The organism is Granulicatella sp. 572.rep1_STHE, from assembly GCF_001073445.1.
In the GTDB taxonomy this organism is placed as follows: Bacteria; Bacillota; Bacilli; order Lactobacillales; family Aerococcaceae; genus Granulicatella; species Granulicatella adiacens.
This window is the reverse complement of sequence record NZ_JVBO01000030.1, coordinates 23,344-49,722: the sequence shown is the minus strand read 5'-3', so window position 1 is coordinate 49,722 and position 26,379 is coordinate 23,344. Positions and strand designations below refer to the sequence as shown.

25 protein-coding genes are annotated in these 26,379 nt (G+C 36.1%); 23 read left to right on the top strand and 2 right to left on the bottom strand.

Features of this window, described 5'->3' with window-relative positions:
* Positions 1-657: 657 nt before the first annotated feature.
* Genes ADH99_RS06920 through ADH99_RS06900 form a run of 5 tightly spaced genes read left to right on the top strand, consistent with a single transcriptional unit; the run spans position 658 to position 5,034 of the window.
* Positions 658-1,200, top strand: a complete 543-nt coding sequence (locus tag ADH99_RS06920; RefSeq protein WP_005607384.1) for a helix-turn-helix domain-containing protein — start codon at positions 658-660, stop codon at positions 1,198-1,200.
* A 22-nt stretch (positions 1,201-1,222) separates the two neighbouring features.
* Positions 1,223-2,329: an ABC transporter ATP-binding protein gene (locus tag ADH99_RS06915; protein WP_049555319.1), complete on the top strand. Its 1,107-nt coding sequence runs from the start codon at positions 1,223-1,225 to the stop codon at positions 2,327-2,329.
* Positions 2,322-3,134 carry an ABC transporter permease gene (locus ADH99_RS06910; RefSeq protein WP_049555318.1) on the top strand — a complete coding sequence of 271 codons (813 nt, stop codon included), beginning with the start codon at positions 2,322-2,324 and terminating at the stop codon, positions 3,132-3,134. Before ADH99_RS06915 ends, ADH99_RS06910 begins: the two co-directional genes overlap by 8 nt.
* Positions 3,131-3,967, top strand: coding sequence for an ABC transporter permease (locus tag ADH99_RS06905; RefSeq protein WP_005607378.1), 837 nt, complete (start codon positions 3,131-3,133; stop codon positions 3,965-3,967). Before ADH99_RS06910 ends, ADH99_RS06905 begins: the two co-directional genes overlap by 4 nt.
* A complete protein-coding gene (locus tag ADH99_RS06900) occupies positions 3,964-5,034 on the top strand; it encodes an ABC transporter substrate-binding protein (protein ID WP_049555317.1) in 1,071 nt (356 codons plus the stop codon). The genes ADH99_RS06905 and ADH99_RS06900 overlap by 4 nt, the downstream gene beginning before the upstream one ends.
* Positions 5,035-5,572: 538 nt before the next feature.
* Here ADH99_RS06900 and ADH99_RS06895 read toward each other — a convergent pair.
* On the bottom strand, positions 5,573-7,060 hold the full coding sequence (locus ADH99_RS06895; RefSeq protein ID WP_049555316.1) for a DUF1846 domain-containing protein: 1,488 nt from the start codon (positions 7,058-7,060) through the stop codon (positions 5,573-5,575).
* A gap of 160 nt (positions 7,061-7,220) precedes the next feature.
* Between ADH99_RS06895 and ADH99_RS06890 the strand changes: the two genes are divergently transcribed.
* Positions 7,221-8,492, top strand: a complete 1,272-nt coding sequence (locus ADH99_RS06890) for an Mbeg1-like protein (protein ID WP_239652335.1) — start codon at positions 7,221-7,223, stop codon at positions 8,490-8,492.
* Between the two features lie 255 nt (positions 8,493-8,747).
* Here the strand turns inward: ADH99_RS06890 and ADH99_RS06885 are convergent, their stop codons facing one another.
* A complete protein-coding gene (locus tag ADH99_RS06885) occupies positions 8,748-9,938 on the bottom strand; it encodes a thiolase family protein (protein ID WP_049555315.1) in 1,191 nt (396 codons plus the stop codon).
* Positions 9,939-10,167: 229 nt separating this feature from the next.
* Between ADH99_RS06885 and ADH99_RS06880 the strand changes: the two genes are divergently transcribed.
* From ADH99_RS06880 to ADH99_RS06800, 17 genes are all read left to right on the top strand, one after another.
* Complete coding sequence (locus ADH99_RS06880; RefSeq protein WP_049555314.1) at positions 10,168-11,328, top strand: hydroxymethylglutaryl-CoA synthase; 1,161 nt, start codon at positions 10,168-10,170, stop codon at positions 11,326-11,328.
* A 643-nt stretch (positions 11,329-11,971) separates the two neighbouring features.
* Positions 11,972-12,940 (top strand): asparaginase, encoded by a 969-nt coding sequence (locus tag ADH99_RS06875; protein ID WP_049555313.1) that lies wholly within the window; start codon positions 11,972-11,974, stop codon positions 12,938-12,940.
* 15 nt (positions 12,941-12,955) lie between these two features.
* The gene (rlmN, locus tag ADH99_RS06870; RefSeq protein WP_049555312.1) at positions 12,956-14,071 is read left to right on the top strand and encodes a 23S rRNA (adenine(2503)-C(2))-methyltransferase RlmN; all 1,116 of its coding nucleotides are present in this window, start codon (positions 12,956-12,958) and stop codon (positions 14,069-14,071) included.
* 190 nt (positions 14,072-14,261) lie between these two features.
* Positions 14,262-15,146, top strand: coding sequence for an ABC transporter ATP-binding protein (locus ADH99_RS06865; RefSeq protein ID WP_049555311.1), 885 nt, complete (start codon positions 14,262-14,264; stop codon positions 15,144-15,146).
* Positions 15,147-15,182: 36 nt separating this feature from the next.
* Positions 15,183-16,373, top strand: a complete 1,191-nt coding sequence (locus tag ADH99_RS06860; RefSeq protein WP_049555310.1) for a hypothetical protein — start codon at positions 15,183-15,185, stop codon at positions 16,371-16,373.
* Positions 16,370-17,431 (top strand): hypothetical protein, encoded by a 1,062-nt coding sequence (locus tag ADH99_RS06855; RefSeq protein ID WP_049555309.1) that lies wholly within the window; start codon positions 16,370-16,372, stop codon positions 17,429-17,431. The genes ADH99_RS06860 and ADH99_RS06855 overlap by 4 nt, the downstream gene beginning before the upstream one ends.
* Before the next feature lie 110 nt (positions 17,432-17,541).
* Positions 17,542-18,741, top strand: a complete 1,200-nt coding sequence (locus ADH99_RS06850; RefSeq protein ID WP_049555308.1) for an ABC transporter transmembrane domain-containing protein — start codon at positions 17,542-17,544, stop codon at positions 18,739-18,741.
* Between the two features lie 38 nt (positions 18,742-18,779).
* Positions 18,780-19,070, top strand: a complete 291-nt coding sequence (locus ADH99_RS06845; RefSeq protein WP_049555307.1) for a CD1845 family protein — start codon at positions 18,780-18,782, stop codon at positions 19,068-19,070.
* 86 nt (positions 19,071-19,156) lie between these two features.
* Positions 19,157-20,134, top strand: a complete 978-nt coding sequence (locus ADH99_RS06840) for a replication initiator protein A (protein WP_049555306.1) — start codon at positions 19,157-19,159, stop codon at positions 20,132-20,134.
* Positions 20,135-20,148: 14 nt separating this feature from the next.
* Positions 20,149-21,006, top strand: coding sequence for an ATP-binding protein (locus ADH99_RS06835; protein WP_049555305.1), 858 nt, complete (start codon positions 20,149-20,151; stop codon positions 21,004-21,006).
* A gap of 14 nt (positions 21,007-21,020) precedes the next feature.
* Positions 21,021-21,512 (top strand): PcfB family protein, encoded by a 492-nt coding sequence (locus ADH99_RS06830; RefSeq protein ID WP_049555304.1) that lies wholly within the window; start codon positions 21,021-21,023, stop codon positions 21,510-21,512.
* Positions 21,513-21,709: 197 nt separating this feature from the next.
* Positions 21,710-21,916: a hypothetical protein gene (locus ADH99_RS06825; RefSeq protein ID WP_049555303.1), complete on the top strand. Its 207-nt coding sequence runs from the start codon at positions 21,710-21,712 to the stop codon at positions 21,914-21,916.
* A 44-nt stretch (positions 21,917-21,960) separates the two neighbouring features.
* Positions 21,961-23,763, top strand: a complete 1,803-nt coding sequence (locus ADH99_RS06820; protein WP_049555302.1) for a VirD4-like conjugal transfer protein, CD1115 family — start codon at positions 21,961-21,963, stop codon at positions 23,761-23,763.
* A gap of 151 nt (positions 23,764-23,914) precedes the next feature.
* A complete protein-coding gene (locus ADH99_RS06815; protein WP_049555301.1) occupies positions 23,915-24,778 on the top strand; it encodes an Abi family protein in 864 nt (287 codons plus the stop codon).
* A 190-nt stretch (positions 24,779-24,968) separates the two neighbouring features.
* A complete protein-coding gene (locus ADH99_RS06810; protein WP_002842079.1) occupies positions 24,969-25,292 on the top strand; it encodes a single-stranded DNA-binding protein in 324 nt (107 codons plus the stop codon).
* Positions 25,293-25,508, top strand: a complete 216-nt coding sequence (locus ADH99_RS06805; protein ID WP_002838961.1) for a Maff2 family mobile element protein — start codon at positions 25,293-25,295, stop codon at positions 25,506-25,508.
* Between the two features lies 1 nt (position 25,509).
* Positions 25,510-26,373 carry a VirB6/TrbL-like conjugal transfer protein, CD1112 family gene (locus ADH99_RS06800; RefSeq protein WP_019107264.1) on the top strand — a complete coding sequence of 288 codons (864 nt, stop codon included), beginning with the start codon at positions 25,510-25,512 and terminating at the stop codon, positions 26,371-26,373.
* Positions 26,374-26,379 lie beyond the last annotated feature (6 nt).

The following is a 26,379-nucleotide window of genomic DNA, read 5'->3' as shown; positions in this document are numbered from 1 at the left end:
GATGTGAGGGCGAACGCTCAGGACTGAAACACTGGACCGGAGTAACGCAAGGGACTTGGAACAAGTCGTGCGGATACTACGGGAAGTGGACGTCAGTCCTGTGAGCCCGAGTTCAACTTCAGGTTGCGAGCAATCGCGTTCAGAAATGGAACGTTGGACCGGAACACCGGAAGGAACGTGAAACGTTCTGCGGATGTTTCGGGAAACGCACGCCATTTCTGCGATTGCGAGCTCGACTAAACAGGATGTGAGTCTTCGCGGTTAGAAATCGACCACTGGCCCAAACCAACGCAAGCATCGTAAAAACGATGTGCGTATGGTTTGGGAAGTGGACGCGATTTCTGCGAAGACGAACTCAACTTCAGGATGTGAGGGTGAGTGGTCGCACCCAAGTTTAACTTCATCAAAAACAAAAGGGATTCGCTTGGCGAATCCCTTTTGTTTTTGATGAAGCCCTACTATTTTTCCATTCCATTATCATATATGATAATGGAACTCTTTATCTCCTCTAAAAACTATCTGTCAAAATAGCAATCTTAAGCTAAATAAAACTTCTAAAAAAATCTGTTTTTTTCAGGCTCTTTCTGTTGACTATTACTAAACTTAATGTATAATACTCTTTGTGTTAGTAAACAATTAGTTTAAAAGGAGAAGACAATGGAAATCGGACATCAATTGCGTGCCTTGCGAATTCAAAAGGGTTTGACGCAAGAAGAGTTAGCGGAAAGAACAGATTTGTCAAAGGGATATATTTCGCAATTAGAAAATGATTTGAGCTCGCCATCCATGGATACATTCTTCGATATTTTAGAAGTATTAGGATGTCCTGCTGCAGACTTTTTTGATGAAGGCCCTGAAGAAGCACTCACGATTTACCGTGAGGAAGATATGACGATGATGGAAGATGCTAAACACCATACAACGGTGACATGGCTCAACCCAGATTCGAATGAGCATGAGATGGAACCCGTGATTCTGGAGTTTCAAGTTGGGGGAGCGTATAAAACATTCCAACCTTCACTGTCAGAGACATTTGGGTATGTACTTGAAGGTTCCATTCAAGTCAAAGTCGGAAAACAAGTCGAAATAGTTTCCAAGGGAGAATCGTTCTATTTCGAGGCAAAAGCCAAACATCAAATTAGTAATGCCGGTAAAACGACTTCTAAAGTGTTAGTCGTGGCAACAGATTCCTATTTATAATAAAGAAAGTTAGGTGCTAGCAATGTCAAACAACACCATTATCTCATTTGAGAATGTGAACAAATTTTATGAGGATACTCACGTATTAAAAAATATTAATTTCGAAATCGAAAAAGGAAAATTCTATACATTACTAGGGCCTTCAGGATGCGGTAAAACAACAATTTTACGTATCATTGCTGGATTTACAGATGTATCAAACGGAAAAGTAACTTTAAACGGCGAGGACGTTACAAAACTTCCACCAAACAAACGTAAAGTTAATACCGTTTTCCAAGACTACGCATTATTCCCACATATGAATGTGTTCGAAAATATCGCGTTTGGATTACGCTTAAAGAAAACACCAGAAAACATCATTAAAGAAAAAGTGGCAGACGCTTTAAAAATGGTTCAATTATCGGGCTATGAAAACCGTGAAATCTCACAAATGTCTGGTGGACAACAACAACGTGTAGCCATTGCGCGTGCGCTTGTTAATGAACCAGAAGTACTTCTACTTGATGAGCCATTATCAGCGCTAGACTTAAAACTTCGTACAGACATGCAATATGAACTTCGTGAATTACAACAACGTTTAGGAATCACATTTATCTTCGTAACGCATGACCAAGAAGAAGCGTTGGCGATGAGTGATGAAATCTTCGTAATGAGTAAAGGGGAAGTCATTCAATCAGGAACACCAGTCGATATTTACGATGAGCCAATCAACCGCTTCGTTGCGGACTTCATCGGTGAAAGTAATATCGTTGATGGGGTCATGAAGGAAGACTACCTTGTAGAATTCGTTGGAAAAGAATTCGAGTGTGCCGATGCCGGAATGCGTCCAAACGAAAAAGTTGAAATCGTGATTCGTCCAGAAGATTTAGCGTTAACGACAATTGAAAAAGGAAAATTAACGGTTGAAGTAGATACTCAATTATTCCGCGGAGTTCACTACGAAATCATCTGTTATGACGAAAATGGCAATGAATGGATGATTCACTCTACTCGTAAAGCAGAAGTAGGATCTAAAGTGGGCTTATACTTTGAACCACAAGACATCCACGTAATGCGTTTTGGAGAAAGTGAAGAAGACTTCGATGCTCGTCTAGAAAGCTACGAAGACGAGGTAGAAGAAAATGACTAAACAATCCCGTTTCTTATTTTCCATTCCATACTTTATTTGGTTGTTATTATTCGTAGTAACACCACTTGGAATGATTTTTTATAAATCATTTTTCGACATCAATGGACAAGTAACGCTTGGAAACTACACGAACTATTTTGCATCAGGGAACTATTTAGAAATGACGTTCAACTCAGTGTGGTATGCATTTCTAGTCACTCTAGTGACATTGCTAATTAGCTATCCAACAGCGCTTTTCCTTAGTCGTACAAAACATAAACAATTATGGCTCTTATTAATTATTTTGCCAACATGGGTGAACCTCTTATTAAAAGCCTATGCATTTATTGGAATCTTTAGTCAAACAGGAACGGTTAACCAATTCCTTTCCTTATTTGGAATTGCACCACAAGAGTTCTTGTTTACAGACTTCAGTTTCTTAACAGTAGCAGCGTATATCGAGTTGCCATTTATGATTTTGCCAATCTTCAACTCTATTGAAGAATTACCAGGCTCTCTGATTGCGGCAAGCCGTGACTTAGGAGCGACGAAATGGGATACTTTCAGACGTGTGATTTTCCCATTAACAATGAATGGGGTTCGAAGTGGTGTACAAGCGGTATTTATTCCATCGCTCTCACTCTTCATGTTGACCCGTTTAATTGGAGGAAACCGCGTGATTACACTGGGTACAGCCGTTGAGCAACACTTCCTCGTAACGCAAAACTGGGGAATGGGTTCAACCATCGGTGTGGTATTAATCGTAGCGATGATTATTTTAATGTTTGTGACAAGAGATCGTAAAAAAGGAGGCGTATCTGAATGAAATTAGAAAATAATAACAAGTGGAGTAATCTCTACTTAGTGTTTGTATTTGTCGTCTTATATGCGCCTATTTTTTACTTGATTTTTTACTCCTTTAACAGTGCTGGAAGCATGAATGGTTTTGAAGAGTTTACTTTCAAGCATTATGAAGCAGTTCTAGCGGATACGCGTTTAATCGGGATTGTGCTCGATACACTGATTCTTGCGCTATTATCATCACTTATTGCGACAGTGATTGGAACACTTGGAGCCATCATGATCCATTACATCCGTTCAAACCGTCGTAAGCAAGTACTATTAGGATTTAACAATATTTTGATGGTATCGCCAGACGTTATTATCGGGGCAAGTTTATTGATTCTATTCACAGTGGTTGGATTTAAACTCGGATTTATGTCTGTATTACTTGCACATATCGCCTTTAACATTCCAATTGTCGTGTTAATGGTTTTACCAAAATTATCTGAAATGAATCCATCAATGATTACAGCGGCTCGTGACTTAGGAGCAACCAGTTCTCAAGTGTTAACACGCATCGTATTGCCATCGATTACACCAGGAATTTTGAGTGGATTCTTTATGGCCTTCACGTATTCGCTAGATGACTTTGCAGTGACATTCTTCGTAACGGGGAATGGATTCTCAACGATTGCCGTTGAAATCTACTCACGCGCACGTCAAGGGATTAGTTTAGAAATCAATGCTTTAAGTACATTGATGTTCCTATTCTCCTTATCTCTAGTAATTGGCTATTACTTCATTCAGAAGTTCCAACAAAAACGATTAAATGGGAAGAATGCAGAGAGTGACTTATTGAAAGGAGTCACATTATGAAGCGACTAACGATTTTAATCGGAGCGATTTTAGTTTCTTGTCTTGTGCTGTTTGGAGTTCGTAAAAACTTTGAAACTGCGACAGCTGGAAGCCCAGAAACGATTATCGTTTATAACTGGGGAGACTATATTGATCCAGAATTGATTGCTCAATTCGAAGAGGAAACAGGATATAAAGTTATCTATGAAACCTTTGATTCGAACGAAGCCATGTTAACCAAGATTAAGCAAGGTGGAACTAATTATGATGTCGCTATTCCAAGTGAATATACGATTCATAAAATGGTCCAAGAGAATCTATTAGAGAAATTAGATTATTCGAAAATCAAAGGCATCGAACACATTGATCCACGTTTCCTTCATCAGTCTTTTGACCCGGATAATACGTATAGTATTCCTTATTTCTGGGGAACTCTAGGGATTGTATACAATAAAAATGTCTATCCAGAAGGAACCATTAGTGAGTGGAGAGATTTATGGAAGGAAGAATTTAAAGATTCGATTTTATTCATTGATGGCGCTCGTGAAATGATGGGAATCGCGCTACAAACACAAGGGTACTCCTTAAACGAAAAAGATGAAACCATTGTGAAAGAGGCAGGTAAGTTCTTGAAGACTTTAATGCCAAATGCGAAAGCCATTATTGCGGACGAAATGAAGACATATATGATTCAAGAAGAAGCAAATATTGCGGTGACGTTCTCAGGAGAGGCATCAAAAATGATGAGCGAAAACGAAAACCTTGCCTACGTAGTTCCAAGCGAAGGAACGAATTTGTGGTTTGATAATATTGTCATTCCAAAAACAGTGGGCAATAAGGAAGGCGCCTATGCGTTTATCAATTTCTTGTTGCGTCCAGAGATTGCAGCTCAAAATGCGAAATATGTAGGATATGCCACTCCAAACAAAGATGCGCAAGCATTATTGCCGGAAGATATTACTTCGGATGAGAGTTTTTATCCGACGGAAGAGGCGATGAGTAAGATGGAGGTTTACGAAAACTTAGGAACCGACCTATTAGGCCTTTACAACGATCTCTTCTTAGAAGCAAAAATCTTTAGAAACTAAGAAAAGTCGAGACACGCTCTCGACTTTTTTTGTGCATAAAAATAAAAGAATGATGAAAAAAGGAACTTCGTTCCTTTGAAATTCTTGTGCAGGAATAAAAGAAGAGAAATTGGAATAGAGTCCAATTCGCCTTTAAATTCTACGGATTTCTTCATAGTAGTGATAGTGGCTGTACCGTGTTGAGCCTGTAGTCTCAACAACTACCGAGCTTCAAAGTGACTCTAGGAAATAAATTTCTAGAGTCACTAATTCACATCGGTTACAACCGCCACTATTCCTACTATAGAATCCGTGAATTTGAGGCTCATTGGGAGTATAAAATCCAATCCGTTCTTTTATTTTGACGAATTTCAAAGCAACGAAGTTTTTTTGAAAAAGGAGAGTGTGCGGAATTTTAGGATTCTGCTTTTGAAAAGAGGAGATAGAAAGGCTAATAGGTCTTAGGGACGGCTAGGGGAACCGGGGAAGTGCTGGGAAGGGTGCTAGGATAATGATTGTGCCAACAAAAAAGTCCTCGTCCATTGGACGAGGGCTTAGCTTAATTTGTGTAATAAAGATTGGTTCCGGCGAATTTTGGTTCGCAAGTAACCATAACTCCGAGGTTTCGGAAGGTTTCTTCGTCAGCTTTTTGCAAGATGACCGTGCTATGTGCTTGCAAGTTGCGTAAGTTTTGTAATTGATTTTTTGCAGCTTCTGCAGCAGGGTTAGTTACAGCAGAAATGCTTAATGCAATGAGAACTTCCTTACTGTCTAGCGAACGGCGTTGGTGTTTGAGGATGTCTTGTCCTAGTTGTCCAATGGCGTTTAAAATCACTGGAGGTAGGAGATGGATAGAGTCTCCGATTTCTGCAAGCTCTTTAATACAGTTCAGTAAGCAAGCCGCGCTAGCCGTCATCGTGTCCGTTTGTCTACCTGTGATGATTTTTCCAGTTGGTAATTGGAGTGAAACGACAGGAGTGTTGACTTCTGTCTCTTTTTCGAGGGCAACGGCTACGACTGGTCGATCCTTTGCAGAAAGGCCACATTCTTCCATAATATATTTGCCACGCTGAGCCGCTTCTAAAGTTCCGATGCCGCGTTTGTAGTCGCATTGACCTGCGTAGTAACGGCGAATGATTTCTTGATTAGAAGCTTCGCGAACAACTTCGTCATCAGTGATCGCAAATCCAACGCGGTTCACACCCATATCTGTTGGAGAGTTGTAAGGAATTGGAGCGTCACCGTAAATCTTCGTCAAAATACGACGTAATAGAGGGAATGCTTCAATGTCTCGGTTGTAGTTCACCGTTGTTTCTCCGTAATGCGCAAGGTGGAAAGTGTCGATCATATTGACATCTTCTAAGTCGGCAGTAGCTGCTTCATACGCTACGTTTACAGGATGGTTGAGCGGTAAATTCCATACAGGGAAGGTTTCAAATTTAGAGTATCCTGCACGGCGTCCGCGTTTGGTTTCGTGATATAGCTGGCTTAAGCAAGTGGCTAGTTTTCCACTGTTAGCACCAGGAGCGGTTACGACAACAAGAGGACGTGTTGTTTCAATAAATTCATTTGCGCCATATCCTGCGTCACTCACGATGGTCTCCACGTCCATTGGATAACCTTCTGTATAGCCGTGTGTATACACTTTGATACCGCGATGCTCGAGGGAATTTTTAAATTGAGTAGCTGCAGGTTGTCCTGTGTAACGAGTGATGAGAACACTATTGATTTTGAGGTCCCAATAGTGTAGATCGTCCATTAAACGAAGAACATCTTGATCATAAGTGATCCCAAGGTCACCGCGAATCTTGTTTTGTTCAATATCACCAGCGTATACACAGATGATAATCTCTGCTTTGTCTCGTAGGCGGTGGAGTAATTTGATTTTTCCGTCTGGGTCAAAACCAGGTAATACTCTCATTGCATGGAAATCACCGATGAGTTTCCCGCCAAATTCTAAATATAATTTATCGTAAGCATTCACTCGTTGAAGAATGAACTGACTTTGTTCTTCTAGATATTTCTCACTATCAAATCCTAATTTCATACGACAACCCCCTTCAATTCATTTCAGTAGTATAGCATAAATAGGAGGGGGAATTCTATACAAAATCAGCAAAAAAAGCCCATAGGAAAAAGAGTTGCAAGAGGTATAAGGGCAGAGTAAAATAGTATTGGACTCACTCAAATTAATGGAGGACGATTCAATGAAAAATATGATGAATTATGTACAAGAGTTTGGAAAGGACACGTTTGATGAGAGACCTTTCTCTGAAATTGACGCCCTTGTCTTAACGGAATTAGGATATTCACCTCTAGAAGAGATCGTTTCTTCAGATATGAGTGGAAAAGAATTTTCAACAGTTGAAGAAATTGCTCACCATATGGGGGAAAATGCGGAACGATTATTGAGAGATAATCCGATGATGATTACGCAAGAAAGAGTCGATTTAACGCAGGAAATTGGAAAAGCAAAACGATATCAATCCCTTAAGTTTTTTGGGATGAAGAGCGAAGTGGACTCAGATATTACTAAACAATTTGCCGCATTGACAGTGGAAATAAACCCCAACGTGCGCATCGTGATTTACCGTGGAACAGATGAAACGCTGATTGGTTGGAAAGAAGATTTTATGATGACGTATTCTCCAGTGATTCCAGCGCACAAAGATGCCAAGGAATATTTGGAGCAACAGGCGAAGTTGTTCGATGGGGAAATTCTCTTGTCAGGACATTCAAAAGGAGGAAATCTAGCCTTATACGCTGCCTCTACCCAAGAGAAAGAAGTTCAATCGAGATTGGGAAAAATCTTCTGTTTTGATTCTCCAGGATTACACCGTTCTATTTTAGAAACGGAAGGCTATCACGCAGTGGTTCCATTAGCGATGCGTTACATTCCTCAAGATGCGTTGGTTGGATTGCTTTTGGAATCTGAAATTCCTTATGTCATCGTCAAAAGTAATGCCTTTGCTGCTCTCCAGCATAGCGCTTTGACATGGGAAATCGAAAATGGACAATTTGTAACAATGGATCAGCTGACAAAAAACAGCCAATTAAATGACCAAACGTTTAAAAAATGGACTGAAGAAGTGAGTGATGAAGAACTAGAACTGTTCTGGGACGTGTTCTTCGAGCTTCTTTTTACGATTGGTTTGGATACGATTAATGATGTGTTTGGCAAATTTATGCATTATGTTCAGGAGTTCTTCAAAGCTGCGGGGCAAATGGATGAAGAAAAACGTGAACTACTCACTCGAGTAGCCTTGCTTTTACTACAGACTCGCTTCGATGTATGGAGAGCTTCCATTAGTTTTGCGGATACATTTAACATCGAATTTCCGAGCTGGGATGATATTTTAACGAGCATTCATTGGAAAAAAGAAGGAATTTCGATTACATATCAGGCAAGCCAGGAGAATGAAGAGATTCGAGAATACTATCAACACCGACACGAACAAAAGAAACACGAAGAGAAATAAATTAAGTTATAGGATTACTTCGAATCTTCACGGATATCTTTATAATAGCTGTAACGTTGCATCGGTTCGAGCCGATGTCTCTCACCTTTAATTCGTTTTAATGCGGATTCAAGTTACTGCTATTATAGAATACGTCAGATTCTTCGTAATCCTAATATGAATTTCTTTCTTCGTACTTCCGATTGTTAAAAAGAAAAAAGAGAGTTGCTCAAAATTCACTTATAAGTGAATTTTGGGTAGCTCTCTTTGTTTCTATTATTTTTCGCGTTCAATTGCGATGGCAACGCCCATTCCGCCGCCCACACAAAGTGAAGCAACGCCGAGTTTACCGTCGAGTTGTTCGAGGGCGTTAATCAGTGTGACCACAATACGGGTACCCGAAGCGCCGATTGGATGGCCTAGTGCAATTGCGCCACCGAATGGATTTACTTTTTCAGTTGGAATCTTCAAGTCTTTGATGACGGCCATACTTTGTGCCGCAAAGGCTTCGTTCAGTTCGAAGATATCCACTTTTTCAAGCGGGATGCGGGTCCGTGCTACTAATTTTTCAATCGCTGGAACGGGTCCAATCCCCATGAATGCAGGATCTACACCTGCTTCTGCATATCCTTTTAGAGTTGCTAAAATAGGTAGATTCAATTCTTTGGCATATTCGCGAGTTGTCATGATAACACAAGCGGCTCCATCATTGATTCCTGAAGAGTTTCCAGCAGTAACCACTCCGTCTTTTTTGAAGGCGGGTTTTAATCCAGAAAGACTTTCTAGTGTTGTGTTTGCACGGATGAATTCATCGCTAGCTTTGAAGTCGTCAGATTTTGTCTTACGATTGAAGACAGCGACGGGAGTGATTTCCTTTGCGAGATGTCCTTCTTCTTGTGCTTTAGCAGCTTTTTGTTGAGAAGAAAGGGCAAAAACATCGAGTTCTTCGCGTGTAAATCCGTATTTTTCAACGATATTTTCTGCGGTAATGCCCATTGCATCCGTTGAATAGGCGTCTGTTAACCCATCATTAAATAATGAATCGACTAAAGTAACTGGTCCGTTTTTTGGAGCAAAGCGTTGTTGTAATAAATGAGGTGCTAAACTCATATTTTCCATACCGCCGGCTAAGACAATTTTAGCATCTCCTAGTCGAAGGGATTGTGCTGCAAGAATAATGGCTTTTAATCCAGAACCACAAACTTCATTGACCGTTAAGGCTGTACTAGAATGGAGTAGACCGGCTTTTAATCCTACTTGTCGAGCAGGGTTTTGACCAAGTCCAGCTTGTAAAACATTTCCGAAAATCACTGTATCAATTTGGTCGGGAGATAATTTGGCTTTTTGGATTGCGGATTTTGCTACCGCTGTTCCTAATTTAATCGCAGAGGTTGTAGCAAATTGTCCTCCGAATTTACCAATGGCAGTCCGTGTGGCACTGACAATGACAATATCATTTCCGTTCATATCTTTGATTCCTTTCTATAGTAGATTCACTTTTATCTCCACTATTTTATAAGATTTTGCCTCTAAAACCTAATTTTTAATCGTTCTAAATAGTAAAGAATTGTTTAAATTATAGAACAAATAGTAAATTCAATTGTCCAGACGGCAATTTTTTGCTAGTATAGTTGTTGCTAAGATAGAACAAGAAGCCCAACATGTGGTTAGGGCTTTTTCGTAAAGGAGAACAACAATGAATATAGGAATAGATAAGATTGGCTTTTTTGTGCCACCAACTGCACTAGATATGGAAACATTAGCAGTTGCTCGTGGAGTAGAGCCAGCTAAATACACGATTGGCATTGGACAGTCTACAATGGCAGTAGCTCCAGTCACACAAGATATCGTGACTTTAGCCGCAAATGCAGCTTTATCGATTATTGATGATGCTGACCGCGAATCTATTGATATGATTTTATTTGGAACAGAAACAGGAGTGGATCAATCGAAATCTGCTGCAGTTTATATGCAACGGATGTTAGGGTTATCTAACCGTGTTCGCAGTGTAGAATTAAAACACGCTTGTTATGGGGCAACAGCAGCCCTTCAATTAGCAAAAGGGCATATCGCATTAAACCCTTCTTCAAAAGTGTTAGTCATTGCTAGTGATATCGCTAAATATGGATTGAATTCTGGTGGAGAACCTACTCAAGGAGCTGGTGCGGTAGCCATGGTTGTTTCTGAGTCACCACGTTTATTAGTTTTAGACAATGAAACAAGCTTGTTTACGGATGACGTAATGGACTTTTGGAGACCGAACTATGAAGCCTATCCATTAGTAGATGGTCAATTTTCAAATGAACAATACATTCGTTTCTTCTCTGAAGTGTGGAAGAACTATCAAGAAAAGACTCATTGCGAGTTTTCGGACTTCGAAGCAATTTGCTTCCACTTACCATATACGAAGATGGGGATGAAAGCTTTCAAACCGTTTTTAGAAGAAATGGGCGAAGAAGAAAGAGAACGTTTCACGGCAAGATACCAAGAAGCGTCTATTTATAACCGTCATGTCGGAAATATTTATACAGGATCATTATTCCTAAGTTTTATTTCGTTATTAGAAAACAGTTCTGTACTAGTAGCTGGAGACCGTATTGGATTCTTTAGTTATGGTTCTGGAGCTGTTGGGGAATTCTTTGCTGGGGAATTAGTTGAAGGATTCGAAAACCAATTGCATATTGCGGAACATAAGGCTTTACTTGAAAACCGCAAAATGCTCACTGTAGAAGAATACGAAGAAATCTTTATGGAAGTTGTCGACTCTAGCGGTGAACAAACTTTCACACGTGAAGACAATAGCCCAGTGACACTCACAGGAGTTAAAAACCACGAAAGACAATACACTATAAAATAATCAACCAACCAACCGTAGCCTCCAAGGTTACGGTTTTTTGTTGAGTGCAAGACTGCAAAAATAAAAATGTAACATATATGCTACAGTAGCATATATGTTACATTTCAAATTTTAAAATCAAAGGTAAAATATAAACGTTGATATGACGCGATTTTTAACGGTATATTCAACAACCCCGTTTTAGGTCGTTCGCACAAATTCTTAAGTTTGTAGTAAATTTTCCGAGAAAAAATCAAGAAAAATTTTTCAGTCACGCTCCACTTCAAATTTACCAAAATACTCAGAAACCCCTGTAGGATGCACTTTCTAACACCATGCACCGGTTCCGTCAAAATGAGTGGCGCAACACTTTTTTCATTTTTTTATAAAGGTAGAAAGAAAATACGCACATTTTTTCGGGTTCTATAGTAATAGTAATGGGGAATAGTATTAAATGCGAATTAGCGGGAGTTGGAAATTTATTTCATACTCCCGCTTTGAGGCTTTAAAGGAGAGAGCCCACGGGACTCGAACCGGTACCCCATTACCGTTACTATGAAGAAACCCGAAAAATTAAAGTGCGTATTTGATACTCATACTTCTTCACTTTTTACTATTTTGTGGTATCCTATGTAAAGAGAAAATGAAAGAAAGTAGTAGCACCATGAAGAAAATTATCGTCATCAACACCGGTGGAACGATTGCTATGAGTGAAGACCGCTCAACGGGCAGCGTAACACCAACAGGAACCAACCCATTAACAAACTCAGATACTCTTTTCGCACCGATCGCAAGTGTCGTTGTAGAAGACTTATTTAACTTACCATCCCCACATATGACGGAAGAAAAAATGTGGGAAGTTCAAAAAAGAATCGTCCAAGCACAAAAGGATGGTTTTGACGGAGCCGTGGTAACTCACGGTACCGATACATTAGAAGAAACAGCGTATTTCTTAGAGTTAACAACAGATGGCTCCTTCCCAATTGTGTTGACTGGAGCGATGCGTTCCAGCAATGAAATCGGAGCGGACGGTTTAGCGAACTTACGCAGTGCCATTATTACGGTAACGAGTCCAGAGAGTGTAGATAAAGGCGTTCTTGTCGTGATGAACGATGAAGTCCATGCAGCAACGTATGTGACAAAGACACATACTACAAATGTTGCGACTTTCCAAACACCCACTTTTGGACCGCTTGGCTTAGTGTCAAAGAGTGAAGTTATTTACTTCCAAAAGTTCTTACATCATGAATATTATCCAATTAAAGAACTCGTGGATAAGGTATACTTATTGAAGGCGTATGCTGGAATGGATTCGATGTTATTTGATGCCATTGCCGATTCAGATGCTAATGGATTAGTCATCGAAGCTCTTGGGGCAGGGAATCTACCGCCAACGACACTTCCTGGGTTGCAACGTTGCTTGGATAAAGGAATTCCAGTCGTTCTCGTATCCCGTGCATTTAACGGTGTAACGTACGATGTATATAATTATTCAGGTGGGGGCAAACAGCTACGTGAAGCAGGAGTGATTTTCACAACTGGGCTTAGCGGACAAAAGGCTCGTGTGAAATTATCGGTGTTATTAAGCGCTCATGCGAATAGAGAAACAATCGTTAGAGCATTTCAAGTATAGGAAAGAGGATTAAATATGGTTAGAAAAATTGGACGAGTGGTTCGTCAATATGAAGGAAAACCGATTATTTACGGCATGCCACTAGAAGAACTAACTGCTTGGTTTGAAGCAAAAGGCGAAAAGAAATTCAGAGCAGGACAATTATGGGATTGGCTTTACCGCAAACGTGTAACCAGTTTTGAAGAAATGACAAACTTGCCAAAATCACTGATTGAAGAGTTACAAGAAGAGTTCACATTCCCAGTGTTAAACGAACGTATCAAACAACAATCAACAGACGGAACACGTAAATTCCTCTTTGAATTAGCAGACGGCCTCTTAATCGAAACGGTATTAATGCCACAAGAATACGGATTATCTATCTGTGTGACCACACAAGTAGGATGTAATATCGGATGTACTTTCTGTGCCAGCGGAATTATCGCAAAACAACGTGACCTTATTGCAGGGGAAATCGTAGCGCAAGTCATGCACGTGCAACGTACTTTAGACGAAGTGTCTCCTGGGGACCGCGTTAGTCACATCGTAGTTATGGGGATTGGGGAACCATTCGATAACTACGATAATGTCATCAAGTTCTTAAAAGTTGTGAACTCTGATAAAGGGCTTGGAATCGGGGCTCGTCATATCACTGTGTCTACCAGTGGTTTGGCTCCAAAGATTCGTGAGTTCGCTGACGAAGGATTACAAGTCAACCTTGCACTTTCACTTCACGCGCCAGATAACGATACACGTTCTCGTATCATGCGTATTAACCGTAAATATCCAATTGAAGTCGTGATGGATGCGATTAATGAATATATTGCTAAAACCAATCGTCGTGTAACCTTCGAGTACATCATGCTCGATCACGTGAATGATTCGGTGGAACAAGCACAACAATTAGCTGATCTTCTTGCGGACAAGAAACGTCTTTCATACGTGAACTTAATTCCTTATAACAAAGTTCGAGAGCATGACCAATACGAACGAAGTGGAAAAGAACGCGTAGTTGCCTTCTACGATGTGTTGAAGAAAAACCACATCAACTGTGTCGTTCGTAAAGAATTCGGCCATGATATCGAAGCAGCCTGCGGACAATTACGTTCAAGCCAAATGAAACGTGACCGCGCTGAAAAAACAAAAGCATAATAAAATAGATGAACCACACTTCAGAAGAGAGGTGTGGTTTTTGTGTGCAAAAATCAAATAATAGCAGATATTTTTATTGGAATTTGATTGAAATCTACAAAAGAACTCTATTTTACAAAAGAAAATTTGCTATAATATTAACAAAGAAAGCGGTTAAATTAAGATACAAGTACAGGAAGGAGTCGCTCGAATGCTAGAAGTTCATATTCAAAATTTTTCATATGGAAAAAAAGAGATTCTAAATCAGATTGACTTGCATCTTCCACCATCTCAGATTATTGGGCTAGTAGCACCAAATGGAGTAGGGAAATCTACGCTTATCCAAATACTGTCTGGACACTTAAGAAATAATGGCATTTCGGTGTGCTATCAAGGGAAGGATTATACAAGCGAACCATTATTTATGAGACAACATATCGTGAAGATGCCGGATCAATCTGAATTATACGATGAGTTAAATGGAATCGAACATTTGAATTTCTATGCCTCGATGTGGAAGGTAGCTTCTGGAACTGTTCAAACTGTGATAGAGCAGTTGAAAATGGAAGACTATATTCATCAAAAAGTGGGTGGGTATTCACTCGGGATGCGGCAACGTCTTTGTTTTGCATTGGTGCTGGTTACAAAAGCAGATTACATGCTTGTGGATGAAGTGATGAACGGTTTAGATCCTGATAATGTGGAATTGATTTCTAAAGTATTGATACAGTTACGGGATGAAGGAAAAACAATTGTGATGGCCTCTCATTTACTGAACAATCTCGATTCGATTGCCGACAAGATTTATTTTATGAAAGAGAAACGAATCGCATTGGAATATTCACCGCAAAAAGAAGGCATCGATACACTTCAATTGACCTTTATTTCAAAAGTGTATTTCGAAAAGTTTGTAGAGCAATTTTCAAAAGAAGTAGAAATAATGAATCGCGAAGGAAGACAAATTAGCATTCACCTTACGGATGGGGAGTTTCCAAAAGAAATATGGAAGTGGATACTAGAAAACATCCATCAATGTAGTGAAATTAAGATTGGTGCAAAAGGTTGCTACGCCCTTTATAAAGAACTGTACGGATAGTACATTCAAAAGTTGAAAAAGAGAGGAGAAGCTAGAATGAGAACACAATTACTGTTGATTGTTCGAAATCGATTAATGAAAATTCAGTTCATCGGTTGTGTAGTGCTGATGGTTATTTTTCTTGTGATGAATTTTCAACAAAAATCTTCTCTCAATGAACTTTTGAATACCACTTTAAATCAAGGAGATAAAATTCATTTGATACTAATCAATGAATATGAAGAGGAAGCTAAGAAAAGAAGTTTAACGGAAACAGAGGAAAAATGGTTAGAGGATGCCGTTGCTTATCATCGTGCAGTAACAGCGTTTCAAAACCAAGATTATAAAACTTATATAAAAGAACAGATTCATTTTTGGGAGTTGCGACTTGAATTAAGAGATAAAGAACAATCGCCCCTTCCGATTTACAATACAATTGGATTTAATCCTAGTAAGCAGGAACAGTTAGAGTATAAAAATGTCAAACAATATTTAATGGAATTTCGTTCTTTAGAGGAGAAGGGTCGCTATCAATTAGACGATATTTTACAAATGCAGAATCGAATTTTTTGGATGGAATGGACAAAATATAATGAACCGATGCTTTACTGGTTGCCAGTTCTATTTTCAATCTTGCTACTATTTATCAGTCCTATCCTTTTAGACGATTGGAAGCATCGAAGTATATTAGGGGTGAAGCCGATTCGTCAGTGGAAATATTTATTACAAAAAATCAGTAGTTACTGGCTGGTGAACATGGCGCTTGTAATTCTTGTTTTATTTGTAGTTTCCCTAGTACAGAGTGTATCTTTTGGCTGGGACGCCCTCACTTCGCCGTTACTTGTATTTCGTGGGGAAGAGGAGGTTCTCATGCTTCCGTTTCAATTTATCGGGATTGTCCTACTCTTTGCAGCGTGTGTTCTCCTATTCTTAATCAATCTCGTCGCATGGTGTAATCAGTTGAGTAGAAATAAGATGGTAGGGTTCATCGCAGGGCTGATGGTTATTTGGGCAGAGCCTATCTTCCGTTCCATGAAGATTTATCCTTCTTTTGCAGACAAGTTGCCACTGTATTATGTGAACTTTGGCTCTGTCATCCAAGGAATGAAAGATGATTTTTATGCGACAGGTACATTTACGATTTCAAACGGATGTGCCAGTTTACTTGTAGGAGCGTTCGTGTTCTTCTTATTCACGGTTGGAACTTCTTGTTGGCAAGAGCGTCAGATACGAGGGGGTTCGGTATGAGTAGATGGGTTCAGTTAGATAGAATGCATTTAAAAAAACGAGGATTTTTCTATAAGATACCGCTTCTTATCTTAGTAGTTGCCACGCTTGTCATTGGATATCATCGCGTTACAGGGAAACCGGCCTTAAGAGATGTGATAGAACGACAATTTGCTCAGATAGATGATCTGAAAGATTCGTTTGAGAACCAAGTGACAATTGATGAAGATACAAAGAAAGAGATGGATACTACTTTTCAAGCGCTCTATCAAACCTATGCGAAAGAAAATGGGATTTATACAGTGAAGGGGAAAACGGAACGGCTGATACCGATTTATGAAAAACGATTGGAATTGGTGGAATCTCTTCTAAGTCGTGTCCCAAAAGAATGGGCGGATTCGTTAGAGAGTCCTATGCAAATTAAAGCTAAACTCCAATTGCTCCATTATTTAGTTGGAAAAGAGATATCCTACCAAACCTATTACCAGTATGGTGATTTTATACAGACGATTTTCCAACTTCTTGGTTACGGTATCCTTGTCTTCTTTTTCCTTGTGCAAGTAGGGGGATATTTAGAAAGAAAACAACGGCACCGAACGCTACTAGAAGTAGTGCCGATTTCTAATAAAGAAGAATTATTGACAGAAACGCTCTATTCTTTGAAATACTTTTATGCTTTTCCTAGTCTGCTGGTGATTCTGCCTTTTGTGGCTTATGGAATCCTAATTCAAGAGAATGTTTTTCTGTTCCCTGTATCGTATGTGTCAAATGGGGAAACAATCTTTATTTCAGCGATTCAAGGAATCCTATTAGCGATTGGATATCCATTGTTAGCAATTGTTGGGTTATTCATTGCACAGATGCTGCTCTTTTCTTTGATTAAAGATACGATGGTATCGACGATTGTCCTCTTTATCCTTGGCTATTTGACTATTGGAGGATATTCTTTAGGGACTATTTTACCGATTAGTGTGTTACCAGCTCTACAACAGGGAGTGCCGCTTGTGATAGGAGCTATTGTAGGAGTGGCCTTCTCCATTTTGTTTATTGGCATAAGACTAAAAAATATAAGGAAGTGAGGAACTAAGAAATCCTCACTTTTCTTTTATTTTCCGTCCAAAGTCCTATACACATTAGATTAAGACGATGTTAAACTATGAGCATAATAATTTGAAGTGGAGAGATTTAGATGAAGGTGATTTTCCAAAAATTTAAAAAAGAGGTGTTCGTGACTATTGCGATTTTAACATTAATTGCGACCTCTCAATTATTAACAAGTATTGTCAATGCAGAGATTTTAGACTATTTAGTAAAAATGGATATGAACGGGTTTATCCGTGAGACGATTCTTTTAGTCGCAATTTTTGCTTTATATTTGTTGTTTACCTATATGTTGATTCGCTATCAAGCGTTCTTTGAACAAAAGGTAGTTACTTGGTTACGAGATCGAATTAGTCATGCCATAAAGAACACTTCTTATGAACGCTTTTATGAGAAAAATAGTCAAACCTATATTTCTTGGTTTACAAGCGATATGGAACAAATCAGAACAAAAGCTTTTACGCCTACGGTTGAAGTCGTTGGGGGAGCCATCTCTGCTGTATTTTCTGCGGTAGCGCTATTTATGTATCATTGGTCTATTGTATTATTAACCGCTTTTTGTATTATTTTGATGGCAGTATTACCCGCATTGTTTTCTGGAGAGTTAACAGCTAAAACGATGAAAACATCTGAAGAAAACGAGCATTTTTCAAAACATGTTTCGGACTTATTAAGTGGATACGATACTTTATTCGTATTTAGAAAATTGAACTATTTGACTCAAAAAATCCATGAAAGATCTGTCAAAGTTGGAGATACACAACGAGATTTTAGTAAAACAATGGCAAAAGTTGCCGTAAGTGGTGGAATTAGTAATTTATTTTGCCAAGTTTCTGTCTTTGTTTTAACAGGATATCTAGCCTATATCGGAGAAGTGAGTATCGGTAGTATCATTGCGACAACAGGCCTTAGCGGAATCATTTTTAATGTTCTTGGAAATATCAGTCAGAAAATCGGTTCGATTAAAAGTACAGCTCCTCTCTTTGAAAAATATGAACTACTTGAGTCTGCGCAAAATAATGAGAATGTGGATAAAGAAGATTCTCATACGTTAATTGAAGTAACAGATGTCTCTTTCAATTACGGAGAAAAGGTGATTTTAAATCATGTGTCTCTTGGATTCAACGAAGGACAAAAATACGCGATTACTGGTGAAAGCGGAACAGGGGACAGTGATATAATGATGACAGATACAATAAATCCATTAAAATCAAAGTTTAAAGGCTTCCACAAAACTTTTAAACAAGACGATTTAGGATTAAGTCTGTCATCTTTTTTATTAAATTAACAAAAAAGAAAACATAAGTAATAAGGATTGAAGAGAATATGATAATATTTAGAGTTTTTTTCAAAATCATATTGTTTCCTATTAGTATAGCGTTAAGTATCATCACTTTATTTTTAACGTTTGTATTAGGACTTAGTACAATATTTTTTAAACTGATTTCATTTATCGCTATCATGGGATTTTTAGGATCTGTTTATCATGGAGAAAAAGCACTTGCTATAGAGGCAATTATACTAGCATATCTTTTTAGTCCTTATGGTTTACCAGTGCTAGGATATTTTATTATAGAAGTGATAGAAGGGGTGAATGAAAGAATAAAAGTAATTTAAATATAAAAATAAATAGATTAAAACGATGAAAAAGAGATAGCAAAATCAAAGCTATCTCTTTTTATATGAAAATAAAGGGGGTTATGATGAAAGAAATAGTTAAATTTGAATACTATTATGGCAATGAAGCAGAACAATATTCATTTTTTAGGATTCCCAAAACTTTGTTTACCGACTTAAATTTTAAAAAACTATCCGTAGAAGCAAAAATTCTTTATGGAATTCTACTCGATAGAATGAGCTTGTCAATTAAGAATAAATGGTTAGATGAAGAAAACAAGGTATACATCATCTATACAATAGAAGAAATTATGGAAGTATTAAACTGGGGGAGAAATAAATCGGTCAAAGTAATGAAAGAAATTGAAGAGATAGGATTATTAGAAAAAAAGAGGTTAGGACTTGGAAAGCCAAATTTACTCTATGTAAAGAACTTTATTTACACAGAAAATAATAAAACTACAGAAGTTTCAAAAGCAAACCTCAAGAAGTTTAAAAAACAAACTTCAGGAAGTTTAGAAAACAAACCTCAAGAAGTTTCAAAAGAGGACTCTAATAATACTAATATTAATAATACTGAAACTAATAATACTGATTTTAATAATATCACCCCCATATCCCCCTTAGAAAAGCTAGGAGAAAAATCAAAAAAAACTTTGGAGGAGGAAGAATTAAAAGAAACTATAAAAAAGAATATATCTTATGAAACCTTTGAAAAAGTAAGAATAGAAGAAAAGAAGCAAGTAGATGTAATGATAAATGTACTTGTAAAAGCCTTAACTAGCTTTACAAACATTAAAATAGGAGGGAGGCATATATCCAATGAAAATTTTAAAGAAAGATTTCTAAGTCTTAACTATAAACACATAGACTATGTTTTGAAATACCTAAGAGAAAATGCTCCAAAGGATATTAGAAACATTAATGCTTATCTACTGACTCTCTTATACAATGCAGATGAAAATATTAGAAACATAGAAGTCATAAAGAGAGAAAATCAGAAAAGAGAAAACTATGACTATAGTAACGATGAGAATATATGGAGAGAAATTTTAAATACTTGATAGGAGAGGAGCATATGGAATTAATAAAAGAAATCCTAGAACAGAAAATAAAAAATGCAGAAACAAATAGTCCATCAAATGATGAAGAAAATAGGAGTTATATAGATCAAGAAACAGGATTAAAATATTGTGCAAAATGTAAAACACCAATTGAAAAAGAAATAGACTTCTTTGGAGAAATAAAAAAAGTTGGTATTTTATGTCAATGTAAAAAAGAAAGACAAAAATTAGAGGAAGAAAAAAGAAAAGAAAATAAAAGGCTTTTGAAAATTGAACACTTAAAAAAAGAGTGTTTTTCTGATCCTATCCTATTAAATTGGAATTTTAAAAATATGGACAAAGACAGTGAGCATGAAAAAGTAGCAAAAAACTATGTTGAAAAATTTGATGAAATATATGAAAACAATATAGGTCTAATTCTTACAGGGAATGTTGGTTGTGGGAAAACTTACTTTGCAAGTGCCATAGCAAATGCTTTACTAGAAAAAGAAATATCAGTCAAAATGACAAATTTTTCTGTAATTTTAAATGATATGACTAACTTTGAGATTGATAAAAGTAAGTATATAAACAATCTAAATCGAAAGGAACTATTAATTATTGATGATTTTGGAATGGAAAGAGATACAGATTTTGCAGCTGAGCATATCTTTAACATAATAGATGGTAGATATAGAAGTGGGAAACCTCTAATTATAACAACAAACTTAAATATATCAGCTTTAACTAATCCTGAAACTATAAAAGATAAAAGAATTTATTCAAGGATACTTGAAATATGCAGTCCCATTATATTTACAGGAGAAAATAGAAGAATAGAAAAAATGAAGGAGAAATCAAAATTAGTCTATGAAATATTAAAAAAAGAATGAAAGTAGGTGAGTGAATGCAAAATGATGATATAAATAGCAGAACAATAGCCATAGTAAAAAAAGCAAGTATAGTAACAGCCAAGCAAGTTATAAATTTGATGAAGAAAATATTAGAAATAAATAAACATAAAGAGCAGACAGAACAGTCAAGACCCTTAGAAAAATTTAAAAAAGTAAAAGTAAAAGACCTTGTAAAAAAAGGTAAAGTAGAAACCTTAGAATTAAATGACATAGACTTAAAAGCATTGAAAAAAGAATTAAAAAGATATGGGGTGAAATTTTCCATAAAGAAAGATTTAGAAAATGGAAACAACATTATCTTTTTTCAAGCAAAAGATATAAAAGTAATGGAACAAGCTTTTAAAAAGACAGTCCAGAAATTTACTAAAGATAAGTCAAGAAAAAGAAAATCTTTAATAGAAAGGCTTAATAATTTCAAGGATAAAGTCAAAGATACTATTGACAGAGATAAGGTTAAACATAAACATCAGGAACAAAGTTTATAATAAAAACACTTGGATATATAATATATATGATGAGAAGGCATGAATAGCTTTATTGTTGAATACTATGAAAAAGAAGATGGGAATCATCCAGTAGAAGAATTTCTCTTATCTATAGATAAAAAATGAGAGCAGAAGCATTAGGAAAGAAACTAAAAAATACCTTTGAGAGTAAAATATAAGTATAATGGTGGTTCAAAATGACAAATAAAAAAATATGTCCCATATGTAACTCAAAGATGAGACAACAGTTTATAGGTCTATTACATTGCAAGTGTGGTATAAGTTATCATAAAGATTTAGGATATTTTAAAAGAAATGAAAATATGATGTTTGTCTTGGAAAGAAAAAAGATAGGTAAAAAAATAAAACAAGTTCCAGTAATAAGATATAAAAAAGATAAATAAGATACTAATGGGTAGAGAAATCTACTCTTTTTTATGGAGAGGAAGTGATTAATTCGAAAATACTAAATGAAATAATAAAAGATATAAAAAATGTTTTTAAGATAAGAGATAAGAAGAAATTTGTATTAGAAAATCTTCCTTACCTCTTATTTTTTTATATAGGAAATATCTTTGCAAGCCATGTCAACTCTTATGTAGGAGGAGATATAATAGATAGAATTCTAGTAGCTTTTAGTCAAATAGATACTTTAAAATATATTCCATCATTAAAAATAAAAAATCTGATACCTGGTCTAATTCTATCAGTAGTTATTAAGTTAATCCTTATACAGAAAAAGAAAAAAGCAAAAAAGTTTAGAGAGGGCAGAGAATATGGATCGGCAAGATGGGGAAATGAAAAAGACATTGAGCCATACATTGACAAGAAGTTTGAAAACAATGTGCTATTAACTCAAACTGAAAGACTTACCATGAACAATAGACCTAAAAATCCAAAATATGCGAGAAATAAAAATGTATTGGTAATTGGAGGTTCTGGTAGTGGTAAAACAAGGTTTTTTGTAAAGCCAAATCTCATGCAAATGCACTCTTCATATGTAGTAACCGATCCAAAAGGAACATTAGTCTTGGAATGTGGGAAAATGTTGGAAAGAAATGGATATGAGATAAAAATACTAAACACAATAAACTTTAAAAAATCCATGAGATATAATCCCTTTGCATACTTGAAAAGTGAAAAAGATATTTTGAAATTAGTACAAACAATAATTGCAAATACTAAGGGAGAAGGAGAAAAATCAACTGAGGATTTTTGGGTGAAAGCTGAAAAACTCTATTACACAGCACTTATAGGATATATCTGGTATGAAGCTCCTAAAGAAGAACAGAACTTTACAACTTTACTTGCTATGATAGATGCAAGTGAGGTAAGAGAAGAAGATGAAAATTTTAAAAATGCAGTAGACTATATGTTTGAAGCATTAGAAAAAGAAAAGCCAAACCATTTCGCAGTAAAACAATATAAGAAATACAAACTAGCAGCAGGAAAAACTGCCAAATCAATCCTTATATCCTGTGGAGCAAGGCTTGCTCCATTTGATATTCAGGAACTTAGGGACTTAATGAAAGAAGATGAACTGGAGCTTGATACACTTGGAGAAAAGAAAACAGCTTTATTCGTAATAATATCGGATACAGATGATACATTTAACTTTGTAGTATCAATAATGTACTCACAATTATTTAATCTATTATGTGATAAAGCAGATGATGAATATGGCGGAAGACTTCCTATTCATGTGAGATGCCTACTTGATGAATTTGCAAATATCGGCTTAATTCCTAAATTTGAAAAGCTGATAGCAACTATTAGAAGTAGAGAAATATCAGCTTGTATAATATTACAAGCACAATCACAACTAAAAAGTATCTATAAAGATAATGCAGATACCATAGTTGGCAATTGTGATTCTACATTATTTTTAGGAGGTAAAGAAAGAACAACATTAAAAGAATTATCTGAAAGCCTAGGCAAAGAAACCATAGACCTATATAACACATCAGAAACAAGATCGAATCAAAAGAGTTTTGGACTAAATTATCAAAAAACTGGTAAGGAACTTATGAGTCAAGATGAAATAACTGTAATGGATGGTGGTAAGTGTATTTATCAGTTAAGAGGAGTAAGACCTTTCTTATCGGATAAATTTGATATTACAAAGCATAAGAATTATAAGTTGTTGGAAGATTATGATAAGAGAAATATATTTGACATAGAGAAATACCTGCAGAGAAAAGATGAGGTTAAGTTAAAAGAGAGTATGGTAGTTGAAATATTAGATGAATAAATTTAAAATTAGAAGTAAGATAGATATTTAGGAAAGATTAAAAGAAATTACTTGACAAAAAATATTTTATAGCATATAATAATGTCAACAGTACCCGACACGCCTCTTAACAATGCGGACCAAGTCGGGTCATTTGATTTTAGGAGAAAAAATGAAAAAAATTCATCAAGAACCGATTAGTATAGAAAATCAAGTAAAAAACTTAATAGACTTAGGACTTTTAGTAGAAGATAAAACTTATGCTAAGAAAATTCTTGGAAGAATATCCTATTACAGGCTGATTAAAGCTTATAGTATCACATTAAAAAAAGATGGAAGATATATATCAGGAATAAGTTTTGAAGATATTGTAAGTTTATATAAATTTGATAGAGAACTTAGACAACTCATATTTGAAATAATAGAACATATTGAAGTTTCTTTAAGAGCAGTTATCACAAACTATTTTTCTTTAAGATATGGAAACTTTTCATATAAAGATATGAATAATTTTGAGAAACAAAAGGAACAAGAAAGGGTACTAGAAGAATTAGCAAGGGAAGTTAAAAGAAATAGACGCTCACCATTTATAAAAAACTTTAAAGACAATTATGAAGGTGGAGAAATTCCACTCTATGCAGTGATAGAAGTAGCAAGTTTTGGAACTTTATCTAAAATGTATAAGAATATGAAAAATGAAGATAAAAGTAAAATTGCAAAAGTCTTTCATACAGACTACCATTACTTTGAATCTTGGATAGAAAATTTTGCCTATATAAGAAATATATGTGCCCATTATGGCAGGCTATATGGAGCAAAGCTTACAAAATCACCAAAGCTATATAAAGAATATTTAAAAAATAACATTTCAAACAATACAATATTTGCTACATTAGTTAATCTTAAAATAGTTTCTGAAGAAGAAAATTACAAAAATTTTTATCATGATCTAATAGCACTAATAGCAAGATATGAAAATATTGAACTAAGGCATGTTGGCTTTATAGAAAACTGGAAAGAATTACTAAAACCATAAAATTAAATAGAGAAATTTACACCGAAAAAAACATTTCGGTGTTTTTTTATGCCCAAAGGAGGAAGAATGAAATATATACGAGATGAGCCGAAAAAATAAGATACAGAGAAAAATGAAATATTAATTAATTAGAAGTAGAAGCGATAGAGAAAACTATCGCTTTTTTTATGGAATAAAGGAGATAGAACAAATGGAAAGAGAAATGCTAAATATTAATGGAAATCTAGTAGGAGAAATAAAAACAACTGCAATAGATACAAAGGAAGGAGAAAAAGAAGTAGCTAACTTCACAATAGTTAGAAAGAACAAAGAAGAAGGAAAGGTTAAGAAAGAATATATCTACTGTAATCTCTACGGAGAAAAGGCAAAAAGTGTGAAGGAATTTAAAAGTGGAGAATACATCCATATTTTTGGATATTTTAAGGAAACAAAAAAAGAAGACAAGACATTTAAAAATTTTATCGTAAAGCACATAAATAAAATTAAAAAAGAAGAAAAAGAGGAGGAAATATAAATGGAATTTTTTACACAAGCAGTAAATGTATTAAAAATATTAGTTACAGCAATTGGTGCAGGGCTTGGAGCATGGGGTGTTATCAACCTGATGGAAGGTTATGGGAATGACAACCCTGGTGCTAAATCTCAAGGCATTAAGCAGCTTATGGCTGGAGGGGGAATTGTACTCATAGGTTTAAAACTAATACCGCTATTAGCAAACGTGTTAAAATAAAATGTTTAATATAGTAGATAAGATCAAAGAGTTTTTTTCGGAGATACTTATTGATATGATCAAGGAAAATTTAAGCGGAATGCTCCTTGATATAAATGACAAAGTATCAACGATAGCAAATGAGGTAGGAAAGACTCCGAGTGGATGGAACTCGGAGGTTTTCCACTTCATAAAGTCTATTTCAGAAAATGTTATACTTCCCATAGCAGGTCTTATCATAACGGCTGTACTATGTATTGAATTAATTCAAATGGTAATGAACAAAAATAATATGCATGACACAGATACCTTTGGTTTTTTTAAATATATGATAAAAATGTGGATAGCAGTATGGCTTGTATCTCATGCTTTTGACTTTTCTATGGCAGTATTTGATGTGGCACAGAATTTAATAGGAAAGGCAGCAGGTGTGGCAAATGCTAGTGCAAAAGTTTCTCCGGGTGATATAGCTAATATGGTAGATAGCCTAAAAGGAGAGTCAATAGGAAAATTAATGACTATAGTACTAGAGACATCAATTGTAAAGATGATAATTCAAGGGATATCAATACTCATTACAGTTATTCTATACGGCAGGATGATAGAAATATATATTTATACTTCAGTTTGCGCCATACCTTTTGCCACAATGGGTAATAAAGAATGGGGAAGTATTGGAACAAACTATATAAGAGGGCTCTTCGCACTTGGCTTGCAAGGTTTATTCTTACTTATATGCGTAGGAATTTATGCCGTACTTGTTAAGACTTTAAATATATCAGACATACACAAAAGTATTTTTGAATTACTAGGATACACATTAATACTTGGGATAACTATGATGAAATCAGGAAGTATTGCAAAATCAATTTTAAATGCTCATTAATAAAAA

What these genes read in the sequence shown, in the direction of transcription:
- ADH99_RS06905 (WP_005607378.1), top strand. Translation starts at nt 3,131, where the DNA reads ATGAAATTAGAAAATAATAACAAGTGGAGTAATCTCTACTTAGTGTTT.
- ADH99_RS06900 (WP_049555317.1), top strand. Translation starts at nt 3,964, where the DNA reads ATGAAGCGACTAACGATTTTAATCGGAGCGATTTTAGTTTCTTGTCTT.
- ADH99_RS06825 (WP_049555303.1), top strand. Translation starts at nt 21,710, where the DNA reads ATGACAAATAAAAAAATATGTCCCATATGTAACTCAAAGATGAGACAA.
- ADH99_RS06890 (WP_239652335.1), top strand. Translation starts at nt 7,221, where the DNA reads ATGAAAAATATGATGAATTATGTACAAGAGTTTGGAAAGGACACGTTT.
- ADH99_RS06855 (WP_049555309.1), top strand. Translation starts at nt 16,370, where the DNA reads ATGAGTAGATGGGTTCAGTTAGATAGAATGCATTTAAAAAAACGAGGA.
- ADH99_RS06830 (WP_049555304.1), top strand. Translation starts at nt 21,021, where the DNA reads ATGCAAAATGATGATATAAATAGCAGAACAATAGCCATAGTAAAAAAA.
- ADH99_RS06865 (WP_049555311.1), top strand. Translation starts at nt 14,262, where the DNA reads ATGCTAGAAGTTCATATTCAAAATTTTTCATATGGAAAAAAAGAGATT.
- ADH99_RS06880 (WP_049555314.1), top strand. Translation starts at nt 10,168, where the DNA reads ATGAATATAGGAATAGATAAGATTGGCTTTTTTGTGCCACCAACTGCA.
- ADH99_RS06805 (WP_002838961.1), top strand. Translation starts at nt 25,293, where the DNA reads ATGGAATTTTTTACACAAGCAGTAAATGTATTAAAAATATTAGTTACA.
- ADH99_RS06815 (WP_049555301.1), top strand. Translation starts at nt 23,915, where the DNA reads ATGAAAAAAATTCATCAAGAACCGATTAGTATAGAAAATCAAGTAAAA.
- ADH99_RS06850 (WP_049555308.1), top strand. Translation starts at nt 17,542, where the DNA reads ATGAAGGTGATTTTCCAAAAATTTAAAAAAGAGGTGTTCGTGACTATT.
- ADH99_RS06845 (WP_049555307.1), top strand. Translation starts at nt 18,780, where the DNA reads ATGATAATATTTAGAGTTTTTTTCAAAATCATATTGTTTCCTATTAGT.
- ADH99_RS06800 (WP_019107264.1), top strand. Translation starts at nt 25,510, where the DNA reads ATGTTTAATATAGTAGATAAGATCAAAGAGTTTTTTTCGGAGATACTT.
- ADH99_RS06810 (WP_002842079.1), top strand. Translation starts at nt 24,969, where the DNA reads ATGGAAAGAGAAATGCTAAATATTAATGGAAATCTAGTAGGAGAAATA.
- ADH99_RS06840 (WP_049555306.1), top strand. Translation starts at nt 19,157, where the DNA reads ATGAAAGAAATAGTTAAATTTGAATACTATTATGGCAATGAAGCAGAA.
- ADH99_RS06920 (WP_005607384.1), top strand. Translation starts at nt 658, where the DNA reads ATGGAAATCGGACATCAATTGCGTGCCTTGCGAATTCAAAAGGGTTTG.
- ADH99_RS06835 (WP_049555305.1), top strand. Translation starts at nt 20,149, where the DNA reads ATGGAATTAATAAAAGAAATCCTAGAACAGAAAATAAAAAATGCAGAA.
- ADH99_RS06860 (WP_049555310.1), top strand. Translation starts at nt 15,183, where the DNA reads ATGAGAACACAATTACTGTTGATTGTTCGAAATCGATTAATGAAAATT.
- rlmN (WP_049555312.1), top strand. Translation starts at nt 12,956, where the DNA reads ATGGTTAGAAAAATTGGACGAGTGGTTCGTCAATATGAAGGAAAACCG.
- ADH99_RS06915 (WP_049555319.1), top strand. Translation starts at nt 1,223, where the DNA reads ATGTCAAACAACACCATTATCTCATTTGAGAATGTGAACAAATTTTAT.
- ADH99_RS06910 (WP_049555318.1), top strand. Translation starts at nt 2,322, where the DNA reads ATGACTAAACAATCCCGTTTCTTATTTTCCATTCCATACTTTATTTGG.
- ADH99_RS06885 (WP_049555315.1), bottom strand. Translation starts at nt 9,938, where the DNA reads ATGAACGGAAATGATATTGTCATTGTCAGTGCCACACGGACTGCCATT.
- ADH99_RS06895 (WP_049555316.1), bottom strand. Translation starts at nt 7,060, where the DNA reads ATGAAATTAGGATTTGATAGTGAGAAATATCTAGAAGAACAAAGTCAG.
- ADH99_RS06875 (WP_049555313.1), top strand. Translation starts at nt 11,972, where the DNA reads ATGAAGAAAATTATCGTCATCAACACCGGTGGAACGATTGCTATGAGT.